Source organism: Streptomyces sp. NPDC060028 (genome assembly GCF_042736725.1).
Classification (GTDB): domain Bacteria; phylum Actinomycetota; class Actinomycetes; order Streptomycetales; family Streptomycetaceae; genus Streptomyces.
Genome location: NZ_JBHWVJ010000018.1, coordinates 14360 through 39565, shown reverse-complemented (window position 1 = coordinate 39565; position 25206 = coordinate 14360). Strand labels below are relative to the sequence as shown.

Genomic DNA, 25206 nt, shown 5'->3' with positions numbered 1-25206 from the left:
TCCCGTACAGCCCGCTTCGTCGTCGGCGTTGCGGCGGCGGCGGGTCTGCTCGTACCCGCCGCCGGGGCCCCGTGGTCACTCCCGGAAGCGGAAGGTCCCCTCGTAGAGCACGTGGTCGGACTCCGGGAAGTCCTCGGTCCGGCCCTCCGGACCGGTGAAGTGGGCCTCGGTGGCGAAGATGTAGTCGATCTTCCGCCCGTCGTCGGCGGTCGGCGCCCCGTTGCGGCACCGGGTCACGCCCGGCGCGTCGCAGCGCACCCCGCCCGCCGCGCCCTGGCGGAACCAGGACCGGTCGCCCTCGTCCGCCTCGATGAACCGGCCCCGCGGCTCGTAGGTGTCCTTCTCCCCGCGCGTGTGCGAGTAGAGCCCGGCCAGGGACGCCTCGTTGGGCTGCTGGTTCAGGTCACCCGCGAACACCACCGGCAGGTCCGCCGGGAACAGTGCGGGGTCGGCGAACCATCCCTGCATCTCCGCCAGTTGCTCCGGCTCGGTCCCGGCGTGCGCGCCGCACAGCATGACCCGCCGGTACTTGACCGTCGTCGGCGCGCACAGCATGCCGCGGCGGACCTGCTCGGCGCGGCCCTGGGCCACGTACTCCTCCGAGGTGCTGGCGAAGGCCCGGTACTTCGGCGGGGCCGTCAGCGGCTCGCGGGAGAAGATCGCCAGCCCGTACGAGCCGTCGGAGCCGCAGGAGCGCACGTTGTCGTGCATCTGCGCGTACGAGCCCTCCATCCGCCAGCCGCGGATGGAGACCAGCCGCTGCAGCGCCTCGAACTGCGAGCGGCAGATCTCGTTGACGCCCAGCAGGTCGGGATGGCGGGCCTCCACCTGCTCGGCCAGCCGCACCACCGAGGTCCCGTCGCCCGTGGCGCCCCGGTTCTGACAGTTCTGGGCCGCGCCGCAGATGTTCCACTCCATCACCCGCAGCAGCTCCCCCGAGGGCTCCTCCTCCCCCGCCGAGTACTGCTGTACGAGCAGCCCCGCGGTCGCCAGCGGGACCAGTGCCAAGGCCAGCGCGAGCTGGTACCGGCGCTTCATACGGTCACGGCCGGGCCGAGCGGGCTGCCGGTCTCCGGGTGGAGCTGGCGCTGGACCCGCAGCCGGCCGTCGGTCCCGATGACCGCGGCGACCAGCGCGCCGGCGGCGTCGTACGCCAGCGAGGGGGCCTGCGCGAACATCCCCCCGCTCTCCCGCCAGCGGGGGCCCGCCGCATCCTGCTCCCGGTCGGGCAGCGAGACGCAGAGCCGGCCGCGCGCGCTGCGGTGGGCCAGGTACGCCTCGCGGGCGCCGCGCTGCGCGGCCCACACGGCCGCGACGGGACCGGTGCCGCCGGAGCCCCCGAGCGGGGCTCCGGATCCGGGCCAGCGCCCGTTCTCGTGCTGGCGGTACGCCATGACCTGCTGCGTCGCCGCCTGCCGGTAGTAGAGGCAGACGCGGCCGCCGCCGGAGTTGACCGCGCTGATGCCGCCCGTGGCGACCGTACCGGTGGTGAGGGTGTTGTCCGAGAAGAAGGGGCCGCCCACCGCCTTCTGGTGCCAGCGCGAGACGGATTCCTTGCCGGGCACGTACAGCTCGACCGTGCCGAGCTCCGTGGTGATGGCGGTGCCCGCGTCCTGGAGGAAGCGGCCGCCGAGGCTCTCCCAGGGTTCCCAGCCGCCGTAGTCGTTCTGCCGCCTCACCGAGATGCCCTGGGCGAAGTCGCGGGCGAAGACGTACAGGCGCCCCGCCCCGTCGACGGCGGCCGCGGGGACGCCGAGTTCGCGCTGGCGCCGCAGGTCCTCGTGCGTCCAGTCCGGGTTCTCCAGCGAATGCCAGTTGCTGAACCCGCCGCCGTCCGCGCTCTGCACCGAGTGCACCAGGTCCACGGTCACGGCGCCGCCATCGGCCGTGCGGCGGCGCAGCCCGATCACGTGGGCCGGCCCGCCCGGCTCGCCGGCCAGGGCGAGGGACGGGGAGATCCACTCGTCCCCGAGCATGAACGGGCCCTGCCACACCCCGGTGGCGGGCCCCGTCTCCGTGAAGAAGCCGAGCCGGCCCGCGAAGACCCCGTACGCGTTGAGCCGGCCGCCCGGACCCAGCCGCAGCCAGTCGGTGCCCGGCGAGTAGCGGTAGGCGCTGCTGCGCATGTGGGTGCTGCGGTACGGGTCGGTGCCCAGCTGCCGGTCGCCGCACTGGTGGCAGGTGCCCTGGGGGCAGTGGGTGGAGCCCAGGCCCATGTACACCGACAGGTAGTCGGCCTTCTCGGCCAGTTCCATCGCGTCCAGGTTCTGTCCCCAGAACCGGTTGGCGTACGCCCGGTAGGGCTCGACGACCGGGCCGCGCTTCGCCGTGCCGCGGGACTGCTCCAGGGCCGCGACGGTGAACTGGGCGGCGGCGGTGTGGTCCAGGTGGTCGGAGACCACGAAGTCCCGCTTGCCGCCGTCGTGTTCGGGGTCGGGGTCCAGCATGCGGACCGTGGTCGCCTTCGTCTCGGCGAGCAGCGCGGCCAGCGCGCCGATGACCGCCTCCCTGCTCACGTGCTGGACGCGGGCCAGCGCCGACCCCCACACGGGCAGGGTGGGGTGGGTGCGCGTGAGGCCCGCCCACAGTTCGTACAGCCCGGTGCGCATGCCCTGCGGCGAGGTCAGGGCCGCGTGCAGCTGGAAGAAGTACATCCGCACCGCGGGCCTCGCGACGAGCGTGAAGCACTCCACCGCGAAACCGTGCACGAGCTCGGTGACCTCGCGCTGCCAGGGGCTGGACCGGTCCCCGGTGGCCATCCGCGCGTAGGCCGAGCGCAGGCCGCAGCCGCGGGCGGTGCTGTAGCCGGCGGGGTCCGCGGGCACCGTGTGCCGGGCGGGGTCGTTGACGTCGGCGTTGATGCCGTCGTCCTCACCGGCGGTCAGTACGACCGTGGTGGTCCGGTCGCCGTCCTGGAGCGAGCGCACCAGGTCCGGGTTCATGAAGTACAGGTCGTCGTCCTGGTGGGCGACGACGTGCAGGATCGAGCGGTTGGTACGGATCAACGGTCCACCACGTTCATGGCCATGGCCCCGGACACGGAGCAGTACGGTCGGACGTGCACCGGCTTCACCGGGCTCGCGATGACGAACCGGGGGTCCTCGTCCGTGGCGACGGGCACGGCGGGATAGGCGCAGGAGTTCTTGACGTCGGGGAAGTCCTCGAAGAGGTGGCAGACCCGGACCCGCCGCCGCTCGAAGGGGTCGGGCTGGATCCACCAGTCCCAGTCCTCCCAGCGCTCCAGGCGCTCTTCGACGGCCTCGTCCACGGGGATGGCCGCCTGGAAGAAGCGTCCGCCGTAGACGTGGGCGGGAACGGACAGTTCGCAGGCGTAGTGGCCGCGCCGGGTCAGGATCAGCAGGGCGCCGGGCACCAGGTCGAGCTTGCCGAGGAGCACCGCGGACAGCATGACCCGGTTGTCGGCGATCTGGACGGTGGAGACCTCGGCGTGCGCGGTCCGGACCACGGTGCGCAGCATCAGCTTCCCGTTGGGCTGCGCGTAGGGCAGGTTCCACTGCACGGGGCCGGGGCTCGGGTCGGCCAGCAGCCGGGTCCGTACGCCGATCAGTGCCCGGGTGTCGCGGATCCCCGCCTTGACGTGGACGTACTCGCCCTTGCCGGACTCCATCATGACCTGCCAGCGGCCGTCGCCGAGACCCGTCAGGGCCTCGGGGGTGACATTGGCCGTGTAGCGGGTGCCGCCGGTGTCGGGGGACGCCCGCTGGGTGCGCAGGGGCATGTCGGGGAGCTGGGTGCCGCCCGAGGACAGGTGGCGCAGCACGAAGTTCCAGCGGACGCGGCCCTCTTCGGGCCCGTCCAGGGACAGCCGCAGCCAGGCCGCGTCCACCGCGGTCGCCTGGCAGACCGCGGTCTGCATGGTGGCGGGCGGGGCGCCGGCGCCGGATTCGCGGCCGAGCAGCTTCGCCGTGGGCCGGCGGTAGCGGCTGTCGGTGGCGGCCCGCCTGCGGGCGGCGTCGTCGAAGAGCTCCGCGTACCGGGCGGCGATCACCGCGGGGTCGTACCGGGCGGAGTTGCGCAGGGCAGCCGCGGCCATCCGGCGGCGCAGTTCGCCGTCGGCCATGACCGTGCGCAGGCCGGCCGCGACGGCGTCGGCGTCGCCGTTGGTGACGAGCAGGCCGTCCTCGCCGTGGGTGATGATCTCGCGGGGGCCGACGGGGCAGTCGGTGGAGACCACCGGCAGTCCGCAGCGCATGGCTTCCACCAGGGTCATGCCGAAGGACTCGGCGCTGGAGGTGACCACCGCGATGGAGCCCTTGGCCCACTCGGACTCGATCGGGGAGAAGCCGCCCATCAGCAGCACCTGTCCGGCCAGGCCCAGTTCGTGCACCATCGTACGGAGCTTCGCGGCCTCGCCGCCGTCGCCGTAGATGCGCAGCTGCCAGTCGGGGAAGTCCCCGGCGAGCTGGGAGAAGGCCGTGAGCAGCAGGTCGTAGCGCTTGACGTGGTGCATGCGGCCGGCGGTGACGATCACGTTGCGGTCGCCCTCGGAGGGCCTGACCACCGGCTGCGGGACGCTGTTGGGGATGGCCACGACGGGCAGCGAGGGCGGCACCGGGGTGTGCTCCAGGAAGGAGCGGGCGTCCGCGTCGGTGACGGTGGTGACGGCGTCGAGGCGCGGGTACACGCGGGCCATCTCGGCGCGGACGGCCGGCGGGATGGCGAGGTGGGTCATGTGCTCCTGGGCCACCCGCAGCGCGTCGTCGTGCGCGTACTGCGCGACGAACAGGTTGAGGCTGGGCCGGGTGCCGATGACCACGTCCGCGGTGGTCTTGGACAGGTGGTCGATGATCCGCTGGTCGGAGAGCTTGCTGTACTGCGCGTAGAACTCCTCCTGGCGCGGTACGACGGAGCCGGGTTCCTCCAAATCGGGGTGGCCGCGGTCCGCGCCGGCCTTGCCGGGGCGCAGATCGACCAGGGCGCGCACGGTGACCTGGGGCGAGATCTCGAACTTGGTGGCGGTGGCGCGCTGGAAGACCGAGACGATCTCCACCTCGTGGTCGGCGGACAGCGCCTCGGCGAGGTTGATGACGGTGCGGTTCGTGCCGCCGATCCCGTAGATGTTGTTGATCAGGAAGGAGATTTTCATCGGGCGTGGTACTCCTTCCGCTCGAAGGGACTGGGTATGGGGAAGTAGGCGTCGAGGAAGTCGCGGAGCATCCGGGACTGGCGGTCCACGTCGCGGCCGTCGGAGACCGTGTCGTTGATGCAGAAGGCCTGGCGGTCCCGGCGGGCGAGGAGGATGCCCATGCGCCGCTCGATCTCCGGCTTGTCCAGGTCCAGGTACGCGAACTCGATCTCCGAGGGCACCGCCTGGCCGGTGAAGTACGCGTAGTAGTGGTAGAGCGAGGACGGGATCGAGATGTCCGTCACGCTGCGGAACCGGCTCAGGCCCGTGGCCTGGTGGTGGCCGGCGAACTCCTGCTCTATCTCGAAGAGGGTGGAGCGGCGCAGCGGGTACGGGGCGTGGCGCATCTTCTGCACGATGGTCGGGCCGAACCGCTCGGCGATGATCCGCCGGTTGTTCTTGCCGGCCGCGTCCACCGGGCGGTCCTGGGCGGTGACTTCGAGCTGCGGGACCTGGGACGGGGAGAAGAAGACCCGGGTCATGCCGTTCGAGAGGAAGAAGTCCTGGGGGGTGACGGGGCGGCCCAGGAACATGTCGTCGTTGAAGTACAGGAAGTGCTCGGAGAGCCCGTCGATGTGGTGCAGCCGGCTCTCGATGGCGTGCGAGTTGAAGGTCGGCAGCGCGCGCGGGTCGTCGAAGATCTGCGTGTGGTCCACGACGGTGATCCGCGGGTGGTCCGGATCGAGCCAGGCGGGCCGCTGCCGGTCGGTGACCAGGAAGATGCGGCGCACCCAGGGCGCGTTCTGCTCCAGCGAGCGCAGCGAGTAGCGCAGTTCGTCGCGGCTGATGTAGCGGGCCGCGTTCGCGGACTCCTCGTGGTAGCCGCCGTGGCCGTACTCGCGGCGGCGGCGCTGCCAGGCCGGGTCGTTGCCGTCGACCCAGGTGTAGACGACGTCGACGGGGAAGCGCACGTCCTCGGGCAGGGCGGCGGCGTAGGGCGCCAGGGTGCGCACCTGGCGGGTGCGCCGGGTGTGCCGGGAGGCGAAGCCGGTGAGCCGGGAGACCGGGACCATCACGCGCGGGGAGTCGGCCGCGACCTCGTCGGTGACCAGGTTGGGCCGGGGTGCGGTCAGCACCCCCCGCTCGCCTCGCCAGAACTCGATGTCGCTGCCGTACTCCAGGCCGAGCGGCAGCGAGCCGCCCGGGTCCCGCCACACCATGCCCACGCGCAGGACGTCGGCGTCGGCGCCGATCCGGCGGGCCCGCCGGGAGCCGGTCAGGGCGGCGCGCAGGGCCGGCTTGGGGGCGTCGCCGCGGGAGAGGTAGACGGGGGCCTGCAGGCCGCTCTCGTCCAGGGCGGCGAGGACCCGCTCGCGGTCCTCGGCCCGGACCCCGAAGCAGGCGCGGAAGTCGCTGGACCCGCGGACGGCGAAGTAGTCGACGCCGGCCCATTCCAGGGCGGTGACGACGAGTTCGAGGTTGGCCTCGCGCAGGCCGAGCGGGGAGGCGGTCGGCCGGACCAGGGCGATCTGCGCGCCGCGGTCCATGAGTGCGGCGAGCCGTTCGCCCTGGCGGAACAGGTGCGGCCAGCGCCGGCGGGCCCGCAGGGCGCGCAGCGACTGGCTGAGGCCCACGCCCATCTGGAGCCGGCGCAGGATGCGCTTGACGAGGCCGCGCAGCCGGATGGGGATGCGCCGGGCAAGGCTGCGCCGCAGCGAGGTGGGCAGCATGGTGCGGTAGACCGCGACCAGCGACGACGCCTCGGGGTTCATCACTGCCACGGACCGCCACCTGTGTCCTGGCCCTCTTCGGGCTCGGCGGCCTCGGGGAGCTCCGGGAGCTCGAAGGGGCTGGGCACCGGGTAATAGCGGCGCAGGAATTCCAGGAGGGTGCCGGTGCCGCCGCCGGCGAGGGCCTCGGGGCTGCCGAGACCCATCAGCTGGAGCTGCTGCGTGTCGCGGCGTACGAGCAGCCGCTCCAGCAGGCGTGTGAGGCGGGGCATCGAGGCGTGCACGGTGAGCGTGCCCTCGCCGGATGGTTCGGCGAGGCCGCCGGCGTGCGCGGTGTGGTGGACGACGCCGTCGACGGGGTGGGTGCCGGGCAGCTCGGAGGCGTACTGGCCGTCCTGCGGGTGCAGGGCGCCGCTGCGGCCCGCGCGGATCCCGCCGAGCACCTCGACGGTGTAGGGCTGGGGGCCGTGCGCGTAGCCGTGGGCGACGGTCCGGCCGGTGTGCGCGTACGCCGCGGCGGCCCAGGGCGCCGCTGCCTCCTGGGCGGACCAGCCGCCCCGGCGGGGCCGGGTCCCGCCGAGCGGGGTGAAGTAGTCGAAGGCGCGGACCGGGCGGGCCAGCAGCGCGCCCGGCCGGAACAGCAGGAACCGGGCCGCGGCCGCGGGCAGTTGCTGGAGCGCGGCGTCGAAACCGCCGCCGGCGCCGATCAGCTGGAGCCGCTCGCCGGCCTGGATCCAGCCGGGGACGGGCCCGGCCGCGACGACGTGGACCACGTCGACCCAGGGGGCGTACTGGTGGATCGAGCGGAGCGTGGCGCGCAGCAGTTCCTCGGCCCAGGGCTCGGCGTGCTGCCACAGCACGACCGCGTCGACCGGGTAGGTGATCTCCTCGATGCGCGGGACGTCGAAGCCCTCGCGGGTGAGGGTGCGTTCGGAGTCGGCGTCGATGTCGGCGTACCCGGAGAGCCGGTCGTGGCCGACGCTGACCATCGGGCCGGCCTCGACGGGTACGACGCGCTGGACGCGGTTGGGGCGCGGTCCGACCAGGCGCGGGGTGTCCAGGGCCGTGTTGTGGCTCCAGAACTCGATTTCCACGCCCTGCTTCTCGCCGACCCACAGCGACCGGCTCGGGTCGGTGCGCAGCCAGGTCAGCCGGATGATGCGGGCCTTGGCGTAGTGCTTCCACGCCTTGACGTGGCTGCCGGGCACGGCGGCGGTGGACTCGTCGGCCGGGGACACGGAGACGACGTAGCCCGTCTGTTCCTCGAGCAGGGCGCGCAGCACGCGGCGTACGTCCGTCTTGCGGTCCTGCGGGACGGCGAGGGAGATCCGCCGGTCGTCGAGGGCGGGCACCGCAAACCAGGGGATCTCGGCCACGTCGAAGGCGGTGGTGACGAGCATCAGGTCGGTGTGGCGGGCGAAGTCGGTGGTCAGGCCGGAGTGGACGTGGCCGACCCGGCCGTCCATGGCCTCGGCCCGGCCCTCCGGGACGTTGCTGAAGTCGCTCTCGCGGACCCGCTTGAGGGCGCGCCGGTGCAGGCGCGACTCGCGGGAGGCGAGGGTGCGGTTCAGCTGCTTCTTGACCTTGCGGCGCACCTGCGGCGACATCTTGCCGGCGGCGGCGCGCAGTGGCTGGGGGACCAGCTTCGCGTACACGTGGGCGGCGGAGCTCATCGCTTCGGGTTCAGCCATGTCGTTCGCTCCTCACTCAGTGTTCGCAGGGGCTGGGGGTCGGGAAGTAGGCGTTGAGGAAGCCGTCGAGGACTTCAGTCTGCGCCTCCATGTCCTCTGGGGTGGAGAAGGCGTCGTTGAGACAGAAGGAGTACTGGCTTCGCGCGTCCAAGAGCCGCTGGAGCCGGTCAGCGAGGTCGGGCACGGCCAGTTGGAGATAGGTGAAGCGCATCGATCCCGGCTGGGCGCGTCCGGTCAGGGCCGCGTAGTACAGGGCGAAGGAGGAGGTCGGGGAGAGGTCGGTCATGGCCCGGAACCGGCTGGCGGCGGTGCGCTGCCAGGCCTGCGGGAAGTCCGCCTCGGCCTCCTCCATGGCGCTGCGGCGCAGCGCGTAGGGGATGTGCTCCATCGGCTGGGTGATGACGCGGCCGAACCGCTCCAGCAGCAGCGCCCGGTTGTTCTTGCAGGCCGCGTCGACCGGGGTGTCGGTCGGGGCGACGGGCCCCTGGGGGATGCGGTTGCGGGAGGGGAAGTACTTGGCCGTGCCGCCCGGGGTGAAGAAGGCGTGCGGGGTCACGGGCCGGCCGATGAACATGTCGTCGTTGAAGTAGAGGAAGTGCTCGGCCAGGCCGGGGATGTGGTGCAGCTGGCTCTCGATGGAGTGCGAGTTGAAGGTGGGGAGGTCGGCCGGGTTCCGGAAGATCTCCCGGTGGCTCACGACCTGGAATCCGGGCAGGTCGGTGCGCATCCACGCGGGGACCTGGTCGTCGGTCACCACATAGACGTTGCGGATCCACGGCGCGAAGAGGTGGAGCGAGCGGATCGAATAGCGCAGTTCGTCCCGGCTGATGAATCGGGCGTCGCTCGCGGATTCCGCGTGGTAAACCTCACCCTTTGCCGACGCTTTACGCGCCGCCCAAACCGGGTCGTTGCCGTCCACCCACGTATAGACGGCGTCCACGGGGAATTCGATGTCCTCGACCGAGCGCACCAGGAATTCCGGCCGGGTGGCCAGCGGCGGGGCGGACTCCTGGGGCGTGGTGTCGGATACGAAACGGCTGAACAGGCGCGCCCGGCCCCAGACGTTGGGGCCGGCGGCGGCCACCGAGAAGGCGATCCGGTTGGGCCGGGGGGCGACCAGCCGGTCCCCCTCGCGCCGCCAGAACTCGACGGCGCAGCCGTACTCGTGACCGAGCAGGAGATGGCCTTCGGGGTCGGTCTGGTACCAGCTGGCCTGCACGCCGACGGCCGAGTGCACATCGCGCCAGGCCCCCGGGTCGCCGCTGGGCACCGGGCGCGGGGCGCGCGCCTGCGGCTCGCGCAGCAGGGTCACGTGGCCGGGGTAGTGGCTCAGGTAGCGGGCCAGGCCCTCCAGGAAGCGCATCCGGTCGTCCTCGAGGACGGCCACCGTGGTGCCGTGGTCGGACTTGCCGCGTACGGCGAACGAGGCGATGCCGAGGTGCTGGAGGAGGTTGGCGACCGCGGCGCGGTTCCATTCCCGGGCGGCGAGCGGTGTGGCGCGCGGATGGATGTAGGCCTCGTCACCCGCGTCCCCGACGCGCAGTCGCGGACGAGGAAGCGGCTGATGGACAGCCATGTCCGGCACCTGGCCAGTCCCCGTCCCCGCCTGCATCACGTAGTCAGGCATGATGGCCACGCTCAACCTCCCTGCAGTGCTTGAATCCGGTCACTCGCGCTGCAGAGCCCCGATTCAACCGCCGCAAGATATGGAAAGAGTAAACGATTTGTCGACATGATCGGGAACCTCTTGGATCACACTCGCGGGATCTCGGTCCCCCCGCGTGGCCCCCGCCGCGGAATCGGGTTCCTTCCCGACAAAACTCCCCCTCCCTTTCAGACGGTCACCCATCCGCCGAGCATCAGTCCGGAGACCGATACGTCCTGCCGGACCACGGCGAGCCGGCCGTCACCGTCGAGCGAGGCGATGACCAGCCGGCCCAGGGCGTCCACGGCGGCCGCGGGCTCCCGGATGCCGCTGCCGCCCGTCCGCTCCCACCACAGGCCCGCGTTCTCCTGTTCGGTCGGGTACGCGCCCACGGCGACGGCTCCTTCGGCCGAGCGCTGCAGGAGCACCGTGCAGTCGTAGCCGTCGATGGCCATCCGCAGGGCGCCCACCCCTTCCCCGCCGGCCGTGCCGATCGGGGTCGACGCGCGGTCGGTGCGGTAGGCGTAGAGCATCCGGTCGCGAACGTCACATCCGTAGACGGTGACCCGGCCCGGTCCGGTCAGCAGCGCGGAGATCGCCGTACCGGGGGCCACGAAGAGCGGCAGCCGGTCGTCGGCGACCTCGCGCATCGCCCCCTCTTCGTTGCGCCGCCAGCGCAACACCCCGCCGCCGGAGGGCGCGTAGAGCTCGGGCGCTCCCGCGTCGTCGAGGACGGCGGCCAGGCCGTCCTGCACCTCGGAGCCCTTGATGTCCTGCCAGGAGGTCCAGGAGCCGTCGGCGCGCTGGGTGCGGCAGCTGACGCCCCGGCCGAAGTTGCGGGCGTAGACGTGGAGGCAGCCCTCGGCGTCCACGATGACGGCGGGCACGCCGACTTCGCGTCCCTTGTCGTGATTGTTCCCGTTCGGGTTGCCGAGCGAGCGCCACTCCCCCAGCGGTCGGCCGCTCTGGTACTGCACGGCGTGCATGACCTCGACGATGGCCCCGCCGCCGGGGCGCGGGGTGCGCCGCAGGGAGACCAGGTGGACCCAGCCGTGCCGGGTCTGAGCCACCGCCAGCACCGGCAGCAGTTCGGGGCTGTCGAGCAGTTCGCGCTCGCCCCATTCGGCGGCGCCGGCGCTCCGCTCCGTCCAGCGCGCCAGCCGCCCGCCGAGGACCGCGTACGCGGTGAGCTGTCCGTCGGCGGCGCGGGTCAGCGCGACGGGGCGCCCGGGGTAGCGCACGACGGCCGGCGCCGGGCCCGAGGGCGCCTCGCAGGGGGCCGGGGAGCGGAAGCATTCGACCGCCACCGGCAGGCCGCCCGCCGCGGCGCGGTGCACGGCGACCAGGACGGCCTCGGCGACGGCCGTGTGCTCGGGGTGGTCGGGGCGGGTGGCGCCGGTGGCGGCGCTCCAGCCCGTGTGGTCGGGGTCGGGGTCCAGGGTGCAGACGGTCCCGGGCTCGAACAGCTCCAGGAGGTCGACCACCCGGTCCACCAGTTCGGCCGGGGCGCCGCCGGCCGGGGGCTCGGCGGGGTCGGCGAAGCAGACTTCGACGTGCGGGGCGTCGGAGAGGGCGAAGACGTCGAGCACCTCGCCGTCCGGGAGGGACTCGGCCGTACGCCGCCACGTGCCGCCGCGTCCGATGACCTGGAGCAGCCGGTCCCGGTCGGTCTGCCCGCTGCGCGCGAGGCAGACCACGACCACGGGGCGGCCCGGTTCGCGCAGGGCACGGAACAGCTCCGCGGCGGTCGCGCCGAGCGCGTCGCCGGGGTGGGCCAGTACGTGCAGGACGCGGCCGGCGGGCGGTGTCTGGCCGTGGGTCCGCTCGTCGGGCGACGGCCGGTTTTCGGCCACCGCCTTGCGGCGGCCCCGCGTCGCGACGCGCTCGCCTCTCTCCGAACCCCGCACCACTTCGTACTCCTGCTGTCGGTGCCTCACGATGCCCGCAGACACCTTATGTCAAGCGAACATTTGAGTGAACACGAGGTCTCGGGAGAGCGCTCTTCGAGGGCCCGCATGGTATGCGCCCCAAGCCGCCGCCCCTATAGTTCTCGGTCAAACACATGTCCAGTAAAGGATTCGACTCGATGACGCAGACGCAGACCGCCACGGCCTCGGGCGGAGGGCGGACCCGCCGGGCCGCCCCGCGCAAGCGGCGGCGCGTGCTCAGGATCACCCTCCTGGTGCTGGCCGTGCTGATCCTCGGCGCAGCGGGCACCGGCTGGTGGGCGTACGAACACCTCAACGGCAACATCGACAGCGTCGACCTGGACAAGGCCATCGGCGACAACCGGCCCGCGAAGGTCGTCGCCGACGCCCAGAACATCCTCGTCCTCGGATCCGACTCCCGCGCCGGGGCCAACGGCGACCTCGACCACGGCGACGTCAGCGGCGCCCGCTCGGACACCGCGATGCTCGTGCACATACCCGAGGGCCGGGCCAAGGCCACCGCGGTGAGCATCCCGCGCGACACCCTGATCACCCGGCCCGAGTGCAAGGACCGCGACGGCAAGACCATGAGCTCCGCCAACCGGCAGATGTTCAACTCGGTCTACTCGCTCGCCGGCCCGGCCTGCGTCGTCAAGACCGTCGAGCAGATGTCCGGCATCCGCGTGGACCACTTCGTCGAGGTGGACTTCGCCGGCTTCAAGGGCCTGGTCGACGCCCTCGGCGGGGTCACCATCACCCTCGAGAAGCCGATGAGCGGCGCGAAGGGCGGCCTCAAGCTGGACGCGGGCACGCACCGGCTGGACGGCACCGACTCGCTCAAGTTCGTCCGTACCCGCTACGGCTACGGGGACGGCAGCGACCTCGGACGCATAGGCCTGCAGCAGAAGTTCATGATGGCCATGCTCAGCGAGATCAAGAAGCAGGACGCCTTCGGCAGCCCGGCACGCCTCTACAAGCTCGCCGACGCGGGCACCAAGTCGCTCACGACCGACTCCGAACTCGGCTCCCTCAAGGGCCTGTCCGACTTCGCCCAGAGCATGAAGGGCGTGGACCCGGACACCATGGAGACCATCATGCTGCCGGTCGCCTACGACAAGATCGACCGCAACCGCGTCGTCATCGCGGAGCCGCAGGCCGGCCAGCTGTGGGAGGCCCTGCGCAACGACCGCAAGGTCCCCGACGCCGCGAAGGACTCCCCCGCCAAGGGCTGACGGGGAAGTCCTGGCCGATGGGGAGGTCCTTCGACAGCGCCTGCCTAGTACTCCGCGTCCCGCCCGGAGCGGCCCAGGCGGCTGTTGTGGCGCCCGTACAGGAAGTAGACGAAGAAGCCGATCACCATCCAGATCCCGAAGCGCAGCCAGGTCTCGGCCGGCAGGTTGAGCATCAGCCAGACCGAGGCGGCGATCGACACGATGGGGACCACCGGCACCCACGGGGTCCGGAAGGACCGGTGCAGGTCGGGGCGGGAGCGGCGCAGGACGATCACGCCGAGCGCCACGACCACGAAGGCGAAGAGCGTGCCGATGTTCACCAGCGTCGCGAGTTCGTTGATGCTGGTGAACCCGGCGACGATCGCGATGATCCCGCCCAGCAGGATCGTCGGCCGGTACGGGGTGCGGAACTTCGGGTGGGTCCGCGAGAAGAAGCGCGGCAGCAGGCCGTCGCGGCTCATCGCGAAGAACACGCGGGTCTGGCCCAGCAGCAGGATCATGCAGACCGTGGTCAGGCCCACCGCGGCGCCGAAGCTGATGATGCCGGCGTACACCGGATGGCCGACGGATTTGAAGGCGTCGGCCAGCGGGGCGCTCGTGGACAGCTCGGTGTAGTGCTGCATGCCGGTCACCACCAGCGAGACCGCCACGTACAGCACGGTGCAGATCACCAGCGAGCCGATGATGCCGCGCGGCATGTCCCTCTGCGGCAGCTTGGTCTCCTCGGCGGCGGTGGCCACGACGTCGAAGCCGATGAAGGCGAAGAAGACGACGGAGGCGGCCGTGAAGATGCCCATGACGCCGAAGTTGGTGGGCTGGTAGCCGAAGATCAGCTGGACGAGTGGTGCGTCCAGCCCCGAACCGCCCTTCTGAGGCACGGCCTCGGGGACGAAGGGCTTGTAGTTGCTGCCCTTGATGAAGAAGGATCCGGCGATGATCACGATGAGCACCACCGTGACCTTGATCGCCACGACGACCGCGGTGATCCGCGCGGACAGCTTCACCCCGACCACCAGGATCGCGGTGAGCACCAGGACCAGGACGAAGGCCAGCAGGTCGAAGGTGCCGCCCGGTACGTCCGGCCCCTGGAGCGCGGCGGGCAGGTGGACGCCCCCGTTGTCCATCAGCGAGCGGACGTAGCCCGACCAGCCGACCGCCACCACCGCGGTGCCGAGGGCGAATTCCAGTACGAGGTCCCAGCCGATGATCCAGGCCGGCAGCTCACCGATCGAGGCATACGAGAAGGTGTACGCCGATCCGGCGACGGGCACGGTCGACGCGAACTCCGCGTAGCAGAGGGCGGCGAGCGCGCACACCACGCCCGCGGCCACGAAGGCCAGGGCGGTGGCGGGGCCGGCGTTCTCCTTGGCGACCTTGCCGGTGAGGACGAAGATTCCGGTGCCGATGATGACACCGACGCCGAAGACGGTCAGGTCCCAGGCGGACAGCGACTTGCGGAGGGCGTGTTCGGGCTCCTCCGTGTCGCGGATGGACTGCTCCACCGACTTCGTGCGGAAGGGACTGTTCAGATCCGTACTCACCGACGCACCTCCGGAAGGGCGTACGCACGCGAACGGGCCGGGAGGCCCACCCTTCAAGGGTGATCTCCCGGCCCGTGAGGTGCAACCGCGCGCGCCGGCCCCATGTCCGGTCACAGCACTAGTCGACGGCGGCGGCCGGCTCGCTCTCGTAACGCCCGTCCAGCTTTGCGACCAGGCCGGTGACCTGCCGGGCGATGTCCGGCGCCGTCAGCCCGATCTCGGCCATGACCTCCTTGCGGGTGGCGTGGTCGAGGAAGCGCTGCGGAATGCCGAAGTCACGCAGCGGTACGTCGACACCCGCGTCCCGCAGGGCCTGCGCGACGGCGGAACCCACGCCGCCGGCGCGGCTGTTGTCCTCGACGGTGACGACCACGCGGTGGCGGTCGGCGAGCGGGGCCAGGGCCTCGTCCACCGGCTTGACCCAGCGGGGGTCGACGACGGTCGCGGAGATGCCCTGCTTGTCGAGCAGGTCGGCGATCTCCAGGCACATCGGGGCGAGTGCGCCGACCGAGACGATCAGTACGTCCGGACGGGTGACCTCGTCGGCCGGGGTGCGCAGCACGTCCATGCCGCCGATCTTGCCGACGGCCGGGACGGCCGGGCCGACGACACCCTTGGAGAAGCGCACGACGGTCGGCGCGTCCTTCACCAGGACGGCCTCGTTGAGCTGGGCGCGCAGCTGCTCGGCGTCGCGCGGGGCGGCCAGCCGCAGGCCGGGGACGACCTGGAGGATGGACATGTCCCACATGCCGTTGTGCGAGGCGCCGTCGGTGCCGGTGACACCGGCCCGGTCCAGGACGAAGGTGACACCGCACTTGTGCAGGGCCACGTCCATCAGGACCTGGTCGAAGGCACGGTTGAGGAAGGTCGCGTACACCGCGAAGACGGGATGCGCGCCGCCCGTGGCCAGGCCCGCCGCCGAGGTGGCGCCGTGCTGCTCGGCGATGCCGACGTCGAAGATCCGGTCCGGGTAGGCGTCCGCGAACTTCTTCAGGCCGACCGGCTGGAGCATGGCCGCGGTGATCGCGACGATGTCCTTGCGCTCCTTGCCGAGCTTGACCATCTCGTCGGCGAAGACGGAGGTCCAGCTGGCGGCGTCCGTGGAGACCGGCAGGCCGGTGTCCGGGTGGATCACGCCGACCGCGTGGAAGCGGTCCGCCTCGTCCTGGACGGCCGGCTCGTAGCCCCGGCCCTTCTGGGTGAGGCAGTGCACGATGACCGGGCCGCTGAAGCGCTTGGCGCGCGTGAGGGCGGACTCCAGGGCCTCGATGTCGTGGCCGTCGATGGGGCCGATGTACTTCAGGCCCAGGTCCTCGAACATGCCCTGCGGGGCGATGAAGTCCTTGAGGCCCTTCTTGGCGCCGTGCAGGGTCTCGTAGAGGGGCTTGCCGACGACCGGCGTGCGCTCCAGGAGGTCCTTGCCGCGGGCCAGGAAGCGCTCGTAGCCGTCCGTGGTGCGCAGGGTGGCCAGGTGGTTCGCGAGGCCGCCGATGGTGGGGCCGTACGAGCGCTCGTTGTCGTTGACGACGATCACCAGCGGGCGGTCCTTGGCGGCGGCGATGTTGTTCAGCGCCTCCCAGGCCATGCCTCCGGTCAGCGCGCCGTCACCGATGACGGCGGCGACGTGATGGTCCTCCCGGCCGAGCACCTCGTTGGCCTTGGCGATGCCGTCGGCCCAGCCCAGCACGGTGGAGGCGTGCGAGTTCTCGATCACGTCGTGGTCGGACTCGGCGCGCGACGGGTAGCCCGACAGGCCGCCCTTGGAGCGCAGGTTCCCGAAGTCCTGACGGCCGGTGAGCAGCTTGTGGACGTAGGCCTGGTGGCCGGTGTCGAAGAGGACCTTGTCCTTGGGCGAGTCGAAGACCCGGTGCAAGGCGATCGTCAGTTCGACCACACCGAGGTTGGGGCCGAGGTGCCCGCCGGTCTTGGAGACGGCGTCGACGAGGAAGGACCTGATCTCGGCGGCGAGCTGGTTGAGCTCCTCCTGGCTGAGCCGGTCCAGATCGCGCGGTCCCTTGATGCGGGTCAGCAGCACCCGTGCCTCCTTGCAGTTGCTTGCTGGTCTGTCGAGTCTAATGTTCCGCTCGCGGCGGGCATCATCGGGCGGTCCCGGTCGGGTCACACCTTTGTCATACCTGTACACACCGGCGCGCGGCCACACATCCCAAACGGGCGTATGCCCGCACACTCGTACGCACATATATACGCACAGGTGCCCGGCGCCACGCGAAGTGGCACCGGGCACTGTGACGGTTCTTACCGCCGGCTCGGCCGGCGGCTGCTGCCTGCGGGCGCGCGATCAGGCGCGTCCGGCCGACTTCTGGGTCTTGCGAGTGACCGAGTCGATCACCACGGTGGCCAGCAGCACCGCACCGGTGATCATGTACTGGATCGGCGTCGCGATTCCCTCCAGGGCCAGACCGTACTGGATGGAGGTGATGACCATGACGCCGAGGAGCGCGTTCCAGGTCCGGCCGCGGCCGCCGAAGAGGCTGGTGCCGCCGATCACGGCCGCCGCGATCACGTTCATCAGCAGGTCGCCGGCGCCGGCGCTCTGGTTGGCCGCCGCGATCTTGGAGGCCCAGAAGAGTCCGCCGATGGCGGCGAAGGTGCCGGCGATGGCGAAGACCGAGATGCGGACCCGGTTGACGTTGATGCCCGCACGGCGGGAGGCCTCGACGCTGCCGCCGAGTGCGAAAACGTTTCGCCCGAACGAGGTGCGGCGCAGCACGAAGTCCGTGCCGACCAGGGCCAGCACGAACAGCACCACCGCGAGCGGCAGGCCCTTGTACTGGTTGAACACCACGGCGGGACCGAAGGTGAACACGGCGAGCAGGCCGGTGCGCAGCAGGATCTCCGCGAGGGGCCGGGAGGGGACCCCGGCCGCTTCGCGGCGCCGCGAGTCGGTGAAGGAGGCGAGGAAGTACCCGGCCACCGCGACCGCGGCCAGCCCGTAGCCCACGGCCACGTCCGAGAAGTAGTACGTGGTGAGCTTGCCCACCACACCGTCGGAGTCGAGGTTGATCGTGCCGTTGCTGCCGAGGATCTGCAGCATGGCGCCGGACCAGAAGAGCAGGCCCGAAAGGGTGACGGCGAAGGCCGGAGCGCCGATCCTGGCGAAGAAGAAGCCGTGGATGGAGCCGATCAGGGCGCCGCCCGCGACGGCCGCGAGGATCGCCAGCCATTCGTTGACGCCGTGGGTGACGGCGAGGACCGCCACGATCGCACCCGAGACGCCGCTGACCGAACCGACCGAGAGGTCGATCTCGCCGAGCAGCAGCACGAAGATGATGCCGACGGCCATCATGCCGGTGGCGACCATCGTGATCGCGATGTTGGTGAGGTTCTCCGGGGCGAGGAAGTTCGAGTTCAGCGTCTGGAAGATGGTCCAGATGATGATCAGGCCGAGGACCACCGGGACGGAGCCCAGGTCGCCTGCCTTGAGCTTGCGGCCGAACTCGTTCAAGTACCCGCTGAGGCCCTGCTCCCGGACGAGCAGCCGGGGGTCGACGGCCGGGATGGCATCCGGCGCGGCGGCCGGATTGATCGGGTCGATGTGCTCCGCCTGGCCGGCCGGGCCCTTGCCCAGCGGACCGGCGGGGGGATTCTGGGTGCTCACTTGCGGGCCTCCCCGGTGCGGGCCGCCCGGCGGGTCACGGCATTGTCCGTGGCACCGGTGATGGCGGAAATGATCTCTTCCTGCGAGGTGTCGGCGACGTTGAAGACGCCGTTGTTGCGGCCCAGCCGCAGCACCGCCACCTTGTCGGCGACGGCCTTCACATCGGCCATGTTGTGGCTGATGAGGATGACGGCGTGGCCGCGCTCGCGCAGCCGCTCCACGAGGTCGAGGACCTGTGCGGTCTGCTCGACGCCGAGGGCGGCGGTGGGCTCGTCGAGGATGACGAGCTGGGGCTCGCCCAGCATGGAGCGGGCGATCGCCACGGTCTGGCGCTGACCGCCGGAGAGCGAGGCGATCGGGATGCGGACACTGGGGATCCGGATGGACAGGGTGGTCAGGAGCTCGCGGGCGCGGCGCTCCATCTCCACCTCGTCCAGGACACCGCGGCGCTTGAGCTCGCGGCCCAGGAAGAGGTTGCCGACGACATCGATGTTGTCGCACAGCGCGAGGTCCTGGTAGACCGTCGCGATGCCCAGGTTCTGGGCGTCGTGGGGCTTGCCGATCGTGACCGGACGGCCCTCCCACTCGATGACTCCGTCATCGATGGGGTGCACGCCGGCAATCGTCTTGACCAGCGTGGACTTACCGGCGCCGTTGTCGCCGACGAGGGCGACCACCTCGCCGGAGTGGATCTCGAGTTCTACGTCGGTGAGGGCCTGAACGGCGCCGAACCGCTTCGAGACCCCTCGCAACGCCAGCACGGGCGCAGCGGACACATGAACCATCTCCTTCGCCGCCTGACCGGCGGGGATGTCGTGCAAAAGAGCAGGAGCGGGGTGAATGGGGGGACAGACAACAGACAGACAAGGAATGAAGAAGGGAAACGTTTCTGTCCGGCGCTCCGCCGGTGGCGGGAGTTGGGGGCGGGGCGCCGGACAGGCGCGGGGGTCGCCCTCCCGGAGGGCGACGGGGGCCTTACTTCAGGCCGAGGGTGGTGCAGGCGGCCGCGTACTTGTCGGTGCAGATCTCGTCGACCGTGTAGACGCCGTCCTTGACGACGGTGTCCTTGATGTTGTTCTTGGTGAGCGAGACGACCGGGATCAGCACGGACGGGACGGCCTTGGCGGTGCCGCTGTCGACCGTGGAGGTGCCCGCGGGCTTCTCACCCTTGGCGAGGGCGACGGCCATCTTCGCGGCGGCCTCGGCCTCGGGGGCGTACGGCTTGTAGACGCTCATGAACTGCTCGCCCGCCACGATGCGCTGCACACCGGCGAGTTCCGCGTCCTGGCCGGTGACCGGGGGCAGGGGGTTCAGACCGCCGGCCTTGAGGGCGGTGATGATGCCGCCGGCCATGCCGTCGTTGGCCGAGTAGACGCCGATGATCTTGTCCTTGCCGAGCGCCGAGATCGCGCCCGCCATGTTCGTGTTGGCGTTCTCGGGCTTCCACTCGACGGTGTCGTACTCCTTGCCGATGTTCACCTTGCCGTCGAGGACGGAGTGCGCGCCCTGCTTGAACAGCTTGGCGTTCGGGTCGGTGACGGAGCCGTTCATCATGACGATCTGGCCGTCCTTGGCCTTGTCGCCCAGGGCCTCCAGGAGCGCCTTGCCCTGGACCTTGCCGACCTCTTCGTTGTCGAAGGAGGTGTAGGCGTCGATCGGGCCCTCGGCCAGACGGTCGTAGGCGACGACCGGAATGCCGGCCTCCTTCGCCTTCTTGACCGAGCCGGCGATGGCCTTGGCGTCCACGGCGTCGACGATCAGGACGTCCACCTTGTTGGTGATCATCGTGTCGACCTGCGAGTTCTGCGTGGTCGCGTCCTGCTTGGCGTTGGCGTAGACCACCTCGGCCTTGCCGCCCGTAAGTTCGGCGATCTTCTTCTCGATGAGCGGCTTGTCGAACTTCTCGTAGCGCGCGGTCTGGTTCTCCGGCAGGAGCAGACCGACCTTGATCGCGTCACCCTTGGCGGCGCCGGATTCCTTGGTCTTGTCTCCGGCCTCCTTCGCGCTGCCACAGGCAGCAAGGGAAACGGCCATGGCGCCGGCGGCTACGGCTACGGCGGCTCTGCGCATACGCGTGTTCATTACTTGAACCTCCCTGACGAGGCCGCAACACTGCGGCCGAGGTGGATGTGAGTCAACCCCGGCCGCAATCTTGGCGTCAAGGAGTGAATCCTTAACGAGATGACAACGGTGCCATCCGTTATCTAACTGAAGACAAGACTGCTGGGGCACGCACTCCACTACTATTTTCCGTCAAAAGGGTCGAATCACCCATCTCGCTGAGTACGAGGGCCAGCGCGCCCAGCACCTCGGCCCGCCCGCCCAGCGACCCCGTGAGCACCGACAATTGCCGCGCCGCGCTGGGAATCGCGTACCTCCCCACGGATTCACGGATGGGAGCCAGTACCAGTTCACCGGCGTCGGCCAGCGAGCCCCCGAGCACCACCCGGCTCGGGTTCAGGAGGTTGCACAGACTGGCCACTCCGCTGCCGATGTGACGGCCCACGTCCGTGATGACGCGGCGGCAGCCGGGGTCCCCCTGGCGGGCCAGCTCGACCACCCGCTCCATGGTCAACTCCGGTCCGTGGCTGCCCTGCAGGAGCGGCAGCACGTACCGGGCGGCGGCGAAGGTCTCCAGGCAGCCGCGGTTGCCGCAGCGGCAGACGGGGCCGGACTCGTCCAGCGTGATGTGCCCGATCTCGCCGGCCGTTCCGCCGGGTCCCCGGTAGATCTGGCCGTTGATCACGAGCCCCGCGCCGACACCGCTGGCGACCTTGATGTAGGCGAGGTCCTTTACTCCCCGCCCGCTCCCCCATACGAGTTCACCGAGGGCCCCGAGGTTCGCGTCGTTGTCCACGTACACGGGCACGCCCAGGCGCTGGGAGAGTTCCTGGCGGGGGTTGATCCCGGCCCAGCCCGGCAGGATCGCGGTGGAACCGAGGGTTCCGGACTCCACGTCGATCGGGCCCGGCACACCGAGCCCGACACCGATGACCTTCTCCAGGCCCACCCCGATGCCCGCGATCAGGCGCCCGACCAGGGCTTCGGCCCGGTCGAAGCCCTCCGCCCAGGAGGCGTCCACGTCCAGCGGTTCGGATTCCTCGGCGAGGACCTGGTGGGCGAGGTTGCCGACGGCCACCCGCAGGTGGGTGTGGCCGAAGTCGACGCCGATGACGATGCCGGCGTCACCGCTGAGCGAGACGCTGCGCGCCCGCCGGCCGCCGGCCGAGGTGTCCGTGACCTCGACGGTCCCGCCCTCCTTGAGCTCCCGGACGATGTTGGAGACCGTGGCCGCCGACAGTCCGGTGGTACGGGCGATCTCCGCCTGGGTCAGCGAACCCGCCAGCCGCACCGCGCGTACGACCCGTTCGAGGTTCGCGCGATGCAGCGAGGACTGCGATCCGGGAGTCTGCACGACTCATCCACTCCTGCCCATAAGCGACGGCCAGCCGTCGCCCCCCGGCCGGGCCGTCGCGGCTGCGTGCTCCGAGACCCCGGCGTCTCTCCAACTTGTGAACCTTAAGTCGAGCCTTTGCTCATCGCGACGTCAAGAGGCTGACGCTGCACGAATCGGCCACAACCGGTCAAAAGGAGGAGGGAGGGTCTCGGAAGATCGTGCTACGGTCGCTGAGGCGCCGATCCTCTGCGGCCTTCCGGCCGGACCGGGCGCCCCGCAATGACCGCGCTACGCAAGGAGGTGTTCGGGATGAGTCCCGATCGAAGTCCTTGCAGCGCTCTCGTCGGCTGACCAGCTCAGACCCTTTCTGACCGGCTGACCCTTTCTTCGAGTGTGCGCCCGGCCGCGGCTCCCCGCCGCCGCGCCGCTTCCTGCATTCATCTTCGCGATCCCTTCCGCACGCCCCGACCCCCGCGCCGGGCCGTGCGTCATCCATGCCCATCGGCGTGCGCGCCGCGGCCCTCGCGGGCCCCCGTGCGCCGACCCGTGACCACTCCACGTGACCGCGCGGCTTCGTGCTGCCCGGATGCCGTGGAGGGAGGCAGCCGTCATGACCATGCTCACCCCACGTACCCCGACGAAGCTCGCACCGCCGGGCCGCAACCGCCGCGAGCGCAAGGCCGCCGAGCTGGAGACCTGTACCCGGCTCGTCGGCGAGCGCCTCGTCTCGATCAGCGCCCGCCCGGGCGTCCAGGTCCTTCAGGACGTGGACACCTCCCGCAACGGCCTCACCCACGCCGAGGCCGCCCTGCGCCTGGAGCGGCACGGCCCCAACGCCGTCGCCCGGCAGCGCGCCCCCCTCTGGTTCGTCCAGCTCGCGAAGGCGTACTGCAACCCCTTCATCGCCGTCCTGGTCTTCCTGGCCGCGATCATGTTCTGGCAGGACCCCGCGGACGAGGGCGTCATCATCCTCTCCGTGATGGTGGCGATCAGCGGACTGCTGCGCTTTTGGCAGGAGTACCGCTCGGGCCGGGCCGCCGAGGCGCTGAAGAAGCTCGTCACCACCACCTGCGCGGTGCTTCGCCGGGCCGGCAGCGGCTCGGGCCCGACCGCCTTCGAAGTGCCCATGGACCAGGTGGTCCCGGGCGACCTGGTCAAGCTGGCCGCCGGCGACCTGATCCCGGCCGACCTGCGGCTCATCACCTCCAAGGACCTGATGGTCGGCCAGGCCGCGCTGTCCGGCGAGTCCCTGCCCGTCGCCAAGGCCGACACCCGGGCGGACGACCTCGGCCAGTGCGAGACCACGGACCCCGTCGAGGCCGACAACATCTGCCTCATGGGCACCTCGGTCACCTCCGGCACCGCCACCGGAGTCGTCGTCGCCACCGGCTCCGACACCTACTTCGGCTCGATGGCCGGTTCGCTGGTCGGCGAGCGCCCGCAGACCAACTTCGACACCGGCGTGCGCAAGGTCAGCTTCCTGCTGATCCGCTTCATGCTGGTGATGGTCCCGGTCGTCTTCATGGTCAACGGCTTCACCAAGGGCGACTGGGACGAGGCCCTCCTCTTCGGCATCGCCGTCGCGGTCGGCCTGACCCCCGAGATGCTGCCGATGGTCGTCTCCGCCAACCTGGCGCGCGGCGCCGTGGCCATGTCCAAGCGCAAGGTCGTCGTCAAGCGGCTCAACGCGATCCAGAACCTGGGCGCCATGGATGTGCTGTGCACCGACAAGACCGGCACCCTCACCGAGGACCGGATCGTCCTGGACCGCTACCTGGACGTGCACGGCAACGAGGACAACGAGGTCCTGGAGTACGGCTACCTCAACTCGCGCTTCCAGACCGGCCTGAAGAACCTGATGGACCAGGCGGTCATCGACCGCGTGGGCGAGGCCGAGGAGGTTGTCGTCGACGCACGGTTCTCGATGGTCGACGAGATCCCCTTCGACTTCGCCCGGCGCCGGATGTCCGTGGTCCTCAACCGCAACAGCATGGTGGGCGAACTCGGCCGCCCCGAGCACGTCATGATCACCAAGGGCGCCGTGGAAGAGGTCCTGGCCCTCTGCACGCACATGACGGACCGCGGCAAGAAGGTCGAACTGACCGAGCAGCTGCGCTGGCACGTCACCCGCATCGCCGAGGACAACAACCGCCAGGGCCTGCGCGTCCTGGCCGTCGCCACCCGCACCGTCCGCAGCGCGCGCGACACCTACACGGTCGCCGACGAGGAGCAGCTGACCCTGATCGGCTTCCTCGCCTTCCTCGACCCGCCGAAGGCCGACGCCGCCGCGGCCCTGCGGGGCCTGGCCGACAAGGGCATCGCGGTGAAGGTGGTGACCGGCGACAACGAGCTCGTCGCCGCCCGGGTGTGCGCGGACGTCGGCATCGACGTGGGCCACGTGGTCTCGGGCTCGGAGACCGACGCCCTCGAGGACGCGGCGCTGCGCGCGCTGGCCGCCCGTACGACGGTCTTCGCCAAGGTCAACCCGGTCCAGAAGGCCCGCATCGTACGGGCCCTGCAGGCGGACGGGCACACCGTCGGCTTCCTCGGGGACGGCATCAACGACGCGGCGGCGCTGCGGGACGCCGATGTCGGCATCTCGGTCGACACCGCCGTCGACATCGCCAAGGAGTCCGCCGACATCATCCTGCTGGAGAAGGACCTGACCGTCCTGGAGCAGGGCGTCATCCAGGGCCGGACCACCTTCGGCAACACGATCAAGTACATCAAGATGACGGCGTCGTCGAACTTCGGCAACGTCTTCTCGGTGCTGGTGGCGAGCGCGTTCCTCCCCTTCCAGCCGATGCTCGCGATCATGCTGCTGGTGCAGAACCTGGTCTACGACATCGCCCAGCTGGCGACGCCGTGGGACCGGATGGACGAGGAGTACCTGCGCAAGCCGCGGAACTGGGACGCCAAGGGCATCCTGCGCTTCATGGTGACCATCGGCCCCGTCAGTTCCCTCTTCGACATCGCGATGTTCCTGATCATGTGGAACGTCTTCGCCGCCGACAACGAGGCCGGCCAAGCGCTCTTCCAGTCCGGCTGGTTCGTCGAGGGCCTGCTCTCGCAGACCCTGGTCGTCCACATGATCCGCACCCGCAAGATCCCCTTCATCCAGTCGCGGGCCTCCTGGCCGGTGATGGTGATGACGATCCTCGCGGTGCTGACCGGGCTCTACCTGCCCTTCTCGCCGCTGGCTTCCTCGCTGGGCTTCGTGGCCCTGCCGGCGAGCTACTTCCCGTGGCTGATCGGCGTGCTCCTCGCGTACTGCACGCTCACCCAGCTCGTGAAGACCTGGTACATCCGCACGTTCAACACCTGGCTGTGAGAACCC

General features: G+C 70.7%; 15 protein-coding genes. 2 read left to right on the top strand and 13 right to left on the bottom strand.

The window, feature by feature from the left end; translation table 11 throughout:
* Window positions 1-75 precede the first annotated feature (75 nt).
* From ACFWBF_RS12100 to ACFWBF_RS12070, 7 genes are all read right to left on the bottom strand, one after another.
* A complete protein-coding gene (locus tag ACFWBF_RS12100; RefSeq protein WP_385599160.1) occupies window positions 76-1038 on the bottom strand; it encodes an endonuclease/exonuclease/phosphatase family protein in 963 nt (320 codons plus the stop codon).
* Complete coding sequence (locus tag ACFWBF_RS12095) at window positions 1035-3005, bottom strand: PIG-L family deacetylase (protein ID WP_385599158.1); 1971 nt, start codon at window positions 3003-3005, stop codon at window positions 1035-1037. The genes ACFWBF_RS12100 and ACFWBF_RS12095 overlap by 4 nt, the downstream gene beginning before the upstream one ends.
* Window positions 3002-5107, bottom strand: a complete 2106-nt coding sequence (locus ACFWBF_RS12090) for a glycosyltransferase family 4 protein (protein ID WP_385599155.1) — start codon at window positions 5105-5107, stop codon at window positions 3002-3004. Before ACFWBF_RS12090 ends, ACFWBF_RS12095 begins: the two co-directional genes overlap by 4 nt.
* The gene (locus tag ACFWBF_RS12085; RefSeq protein ID WP_385599151.1) at window positions 5104-6867 is read right to left on the bottom strand and encodes a stealth conserved region 3 domain-containing protein; all 1764 of its coding nucleotides are present in this window, start codon (window positions 6865-6867) and stop codon (window positions 5104-5106) included. Before ACFWBF_RS12085 ends, ACFWBF_RS12090 begins: the two co-directional genes overlap by 4 nt.
* Entirely contained in the window at window positions 6858-8507 is a 1650-nt protein-coding gene (locus ACFWBF_RS12080; protein ID WP_385599148.1) for a sugar phosphotransferase, read from the bottom strand. Before ACFWBF_RS12080 ends, ACFWBF_RS12085 begins: the two co-directional genes overlap by 10 nt.
* Window positions 8508-8523: 16 nt before the next feature.
* Complete coding sequence (locus ACFWBF_RS12075) at window positions 8524-10083, bottom strand: stealth family protein (protein WP_385599145.1); 1560 nt, start codon at window positions 10081-10083, stop codon at window positions 8524-8526.
* Window positions 10084-10340: 257 nt separating this feature from the next.
* Window positions 10341-12089 (bottom strand): PIG-L family deacetylase, encoded by a 1749-nt coding sequence (locus tag ACFWBF_RS12070; protein ID WP_385599142.1) that lies wholly within the window; start codon window positions 12087-12089, stop codon window positions 10341-10343.
* A gap of 149 nt (window positions 12090-12238) precedes the next feature.
* On the opposite strand from ACFWBF_RS12070, the gene ACFWBF_RS12065 reads away from it, so the two are divergent.
* Window positions 12239-13312: an LCP family protein gene (locus ACFWBF_RS12065; RefSeq protein WP_385599139.1), complete on the top strand. Its 1074-nt coding sequence runs from the start codon at window positions 12239-12241 to the stop codon at window positions 13310-13312.
* A 44-nt stretch (window positions 13313-13356) separates the two neighbouring features.
* Here ACFWBF_RS12065 and ACFWBF_RS12060 read toward each other — a convergent pair whose 3' ends face one another.
* The 6 genes from ACFWBF_RS12060 to ACFWBF_RS12035 form a co-directional block, all read right to left on the bottom strand.
* The gene (locus ACFWBF_RS12060; RefSeq protein ID WP_385599136.1) at window positions 13357-14853 is read right to left on the bottom strand and encodes an amino acid permease; all 1497 of its coding nucleotides are present in this window, start codon (window positions 14851-14853) and stop codon (window positions 13357-13359) included.
* Between the two features lie 118 nt (window positions 14854-14971).
* The gene (gene dxs / locus ACFWBF_RS12055) at window positions 14972-16888 is read right to left on the bottom strand and encodes a 1-deoxy-D-xylulose-5-phosphate synthase (protein WP_385599133.1); all 1917 of its coding nucleotides are present in this window, start codon (window positions 16886-16888) and stop codon (window positions 14972-14974) included.
* A gap of 264 nt (window positions 16889-17152) precedes the next feature.
* The gene (locus tag ACFWBF_RS12050; protein WP_385599316.1) at window positions 17153-18442 is read right to left on the bottom strand and encodes a sugar ABC transporter permease; all 1290 of its coding nucleotides are present in this window, start codon (window positions 18440-18442) and stop codon (window positions 17153-17155) included.
* 26 nt (window positions 18443-18468) lie between these two features.
* Complete coding sequence (locus ACFWBF_RS12045) at window positions 18469-19257, bottom strand: ATP-binding cassette domain-containing protein (RefSeq protein WP_385599130.1); 789 nt, start codon at window positions 19255-19257, stop codon at window positions 18469-18471.
* 190 nt (window positions 19258-19447) lie between these two features.
* Window positions 19448-20554 carry a sugar ABC transporter substrate-binding protein gene (locus ACFWBF_RS12040; protein WP_385599128.1) on the bottom strand — a complete coding sequence of 369 codons (1107 nt, stop codon included), beginning with the start codon at window positions 20552-20554 and terminating at the stop codon, window positions 19448-19450.
* Window positions 20555-20672: 118 nt separating this feature from the next.
* Complete coding sequence (locus tag ACFWBF_RS12035; protein ID WP_385599125.1) at window positions 20673-21887, bottom strand: ROK family protein; 1215 nt, start codon at window positions 21885-21887, stop codon at window positions 20673-20675.
* Between the two features lie 592 nt (window positions 21888-22479).
* Between ACFWBF_RS12035 and mgtA the strand changes: the two genes are divergently transcribed.
* Window positions 22480-25200 carry a magnesium-translocating P-type ATPase gene (gene mgtA / locus ACFWBF_RS12030; RefSeq protein ID WP_385599122.1) on the top strand — a complete coding sequence of 907 codons (2721 nt, stop codon included), beginning with the start codon at window positions 22480-22482 and terminating at the stop codon, window positions 25198-25200.
* The last annotated feature ends 6 nt before the right edge of the window (window positions 25201-25206 follow it).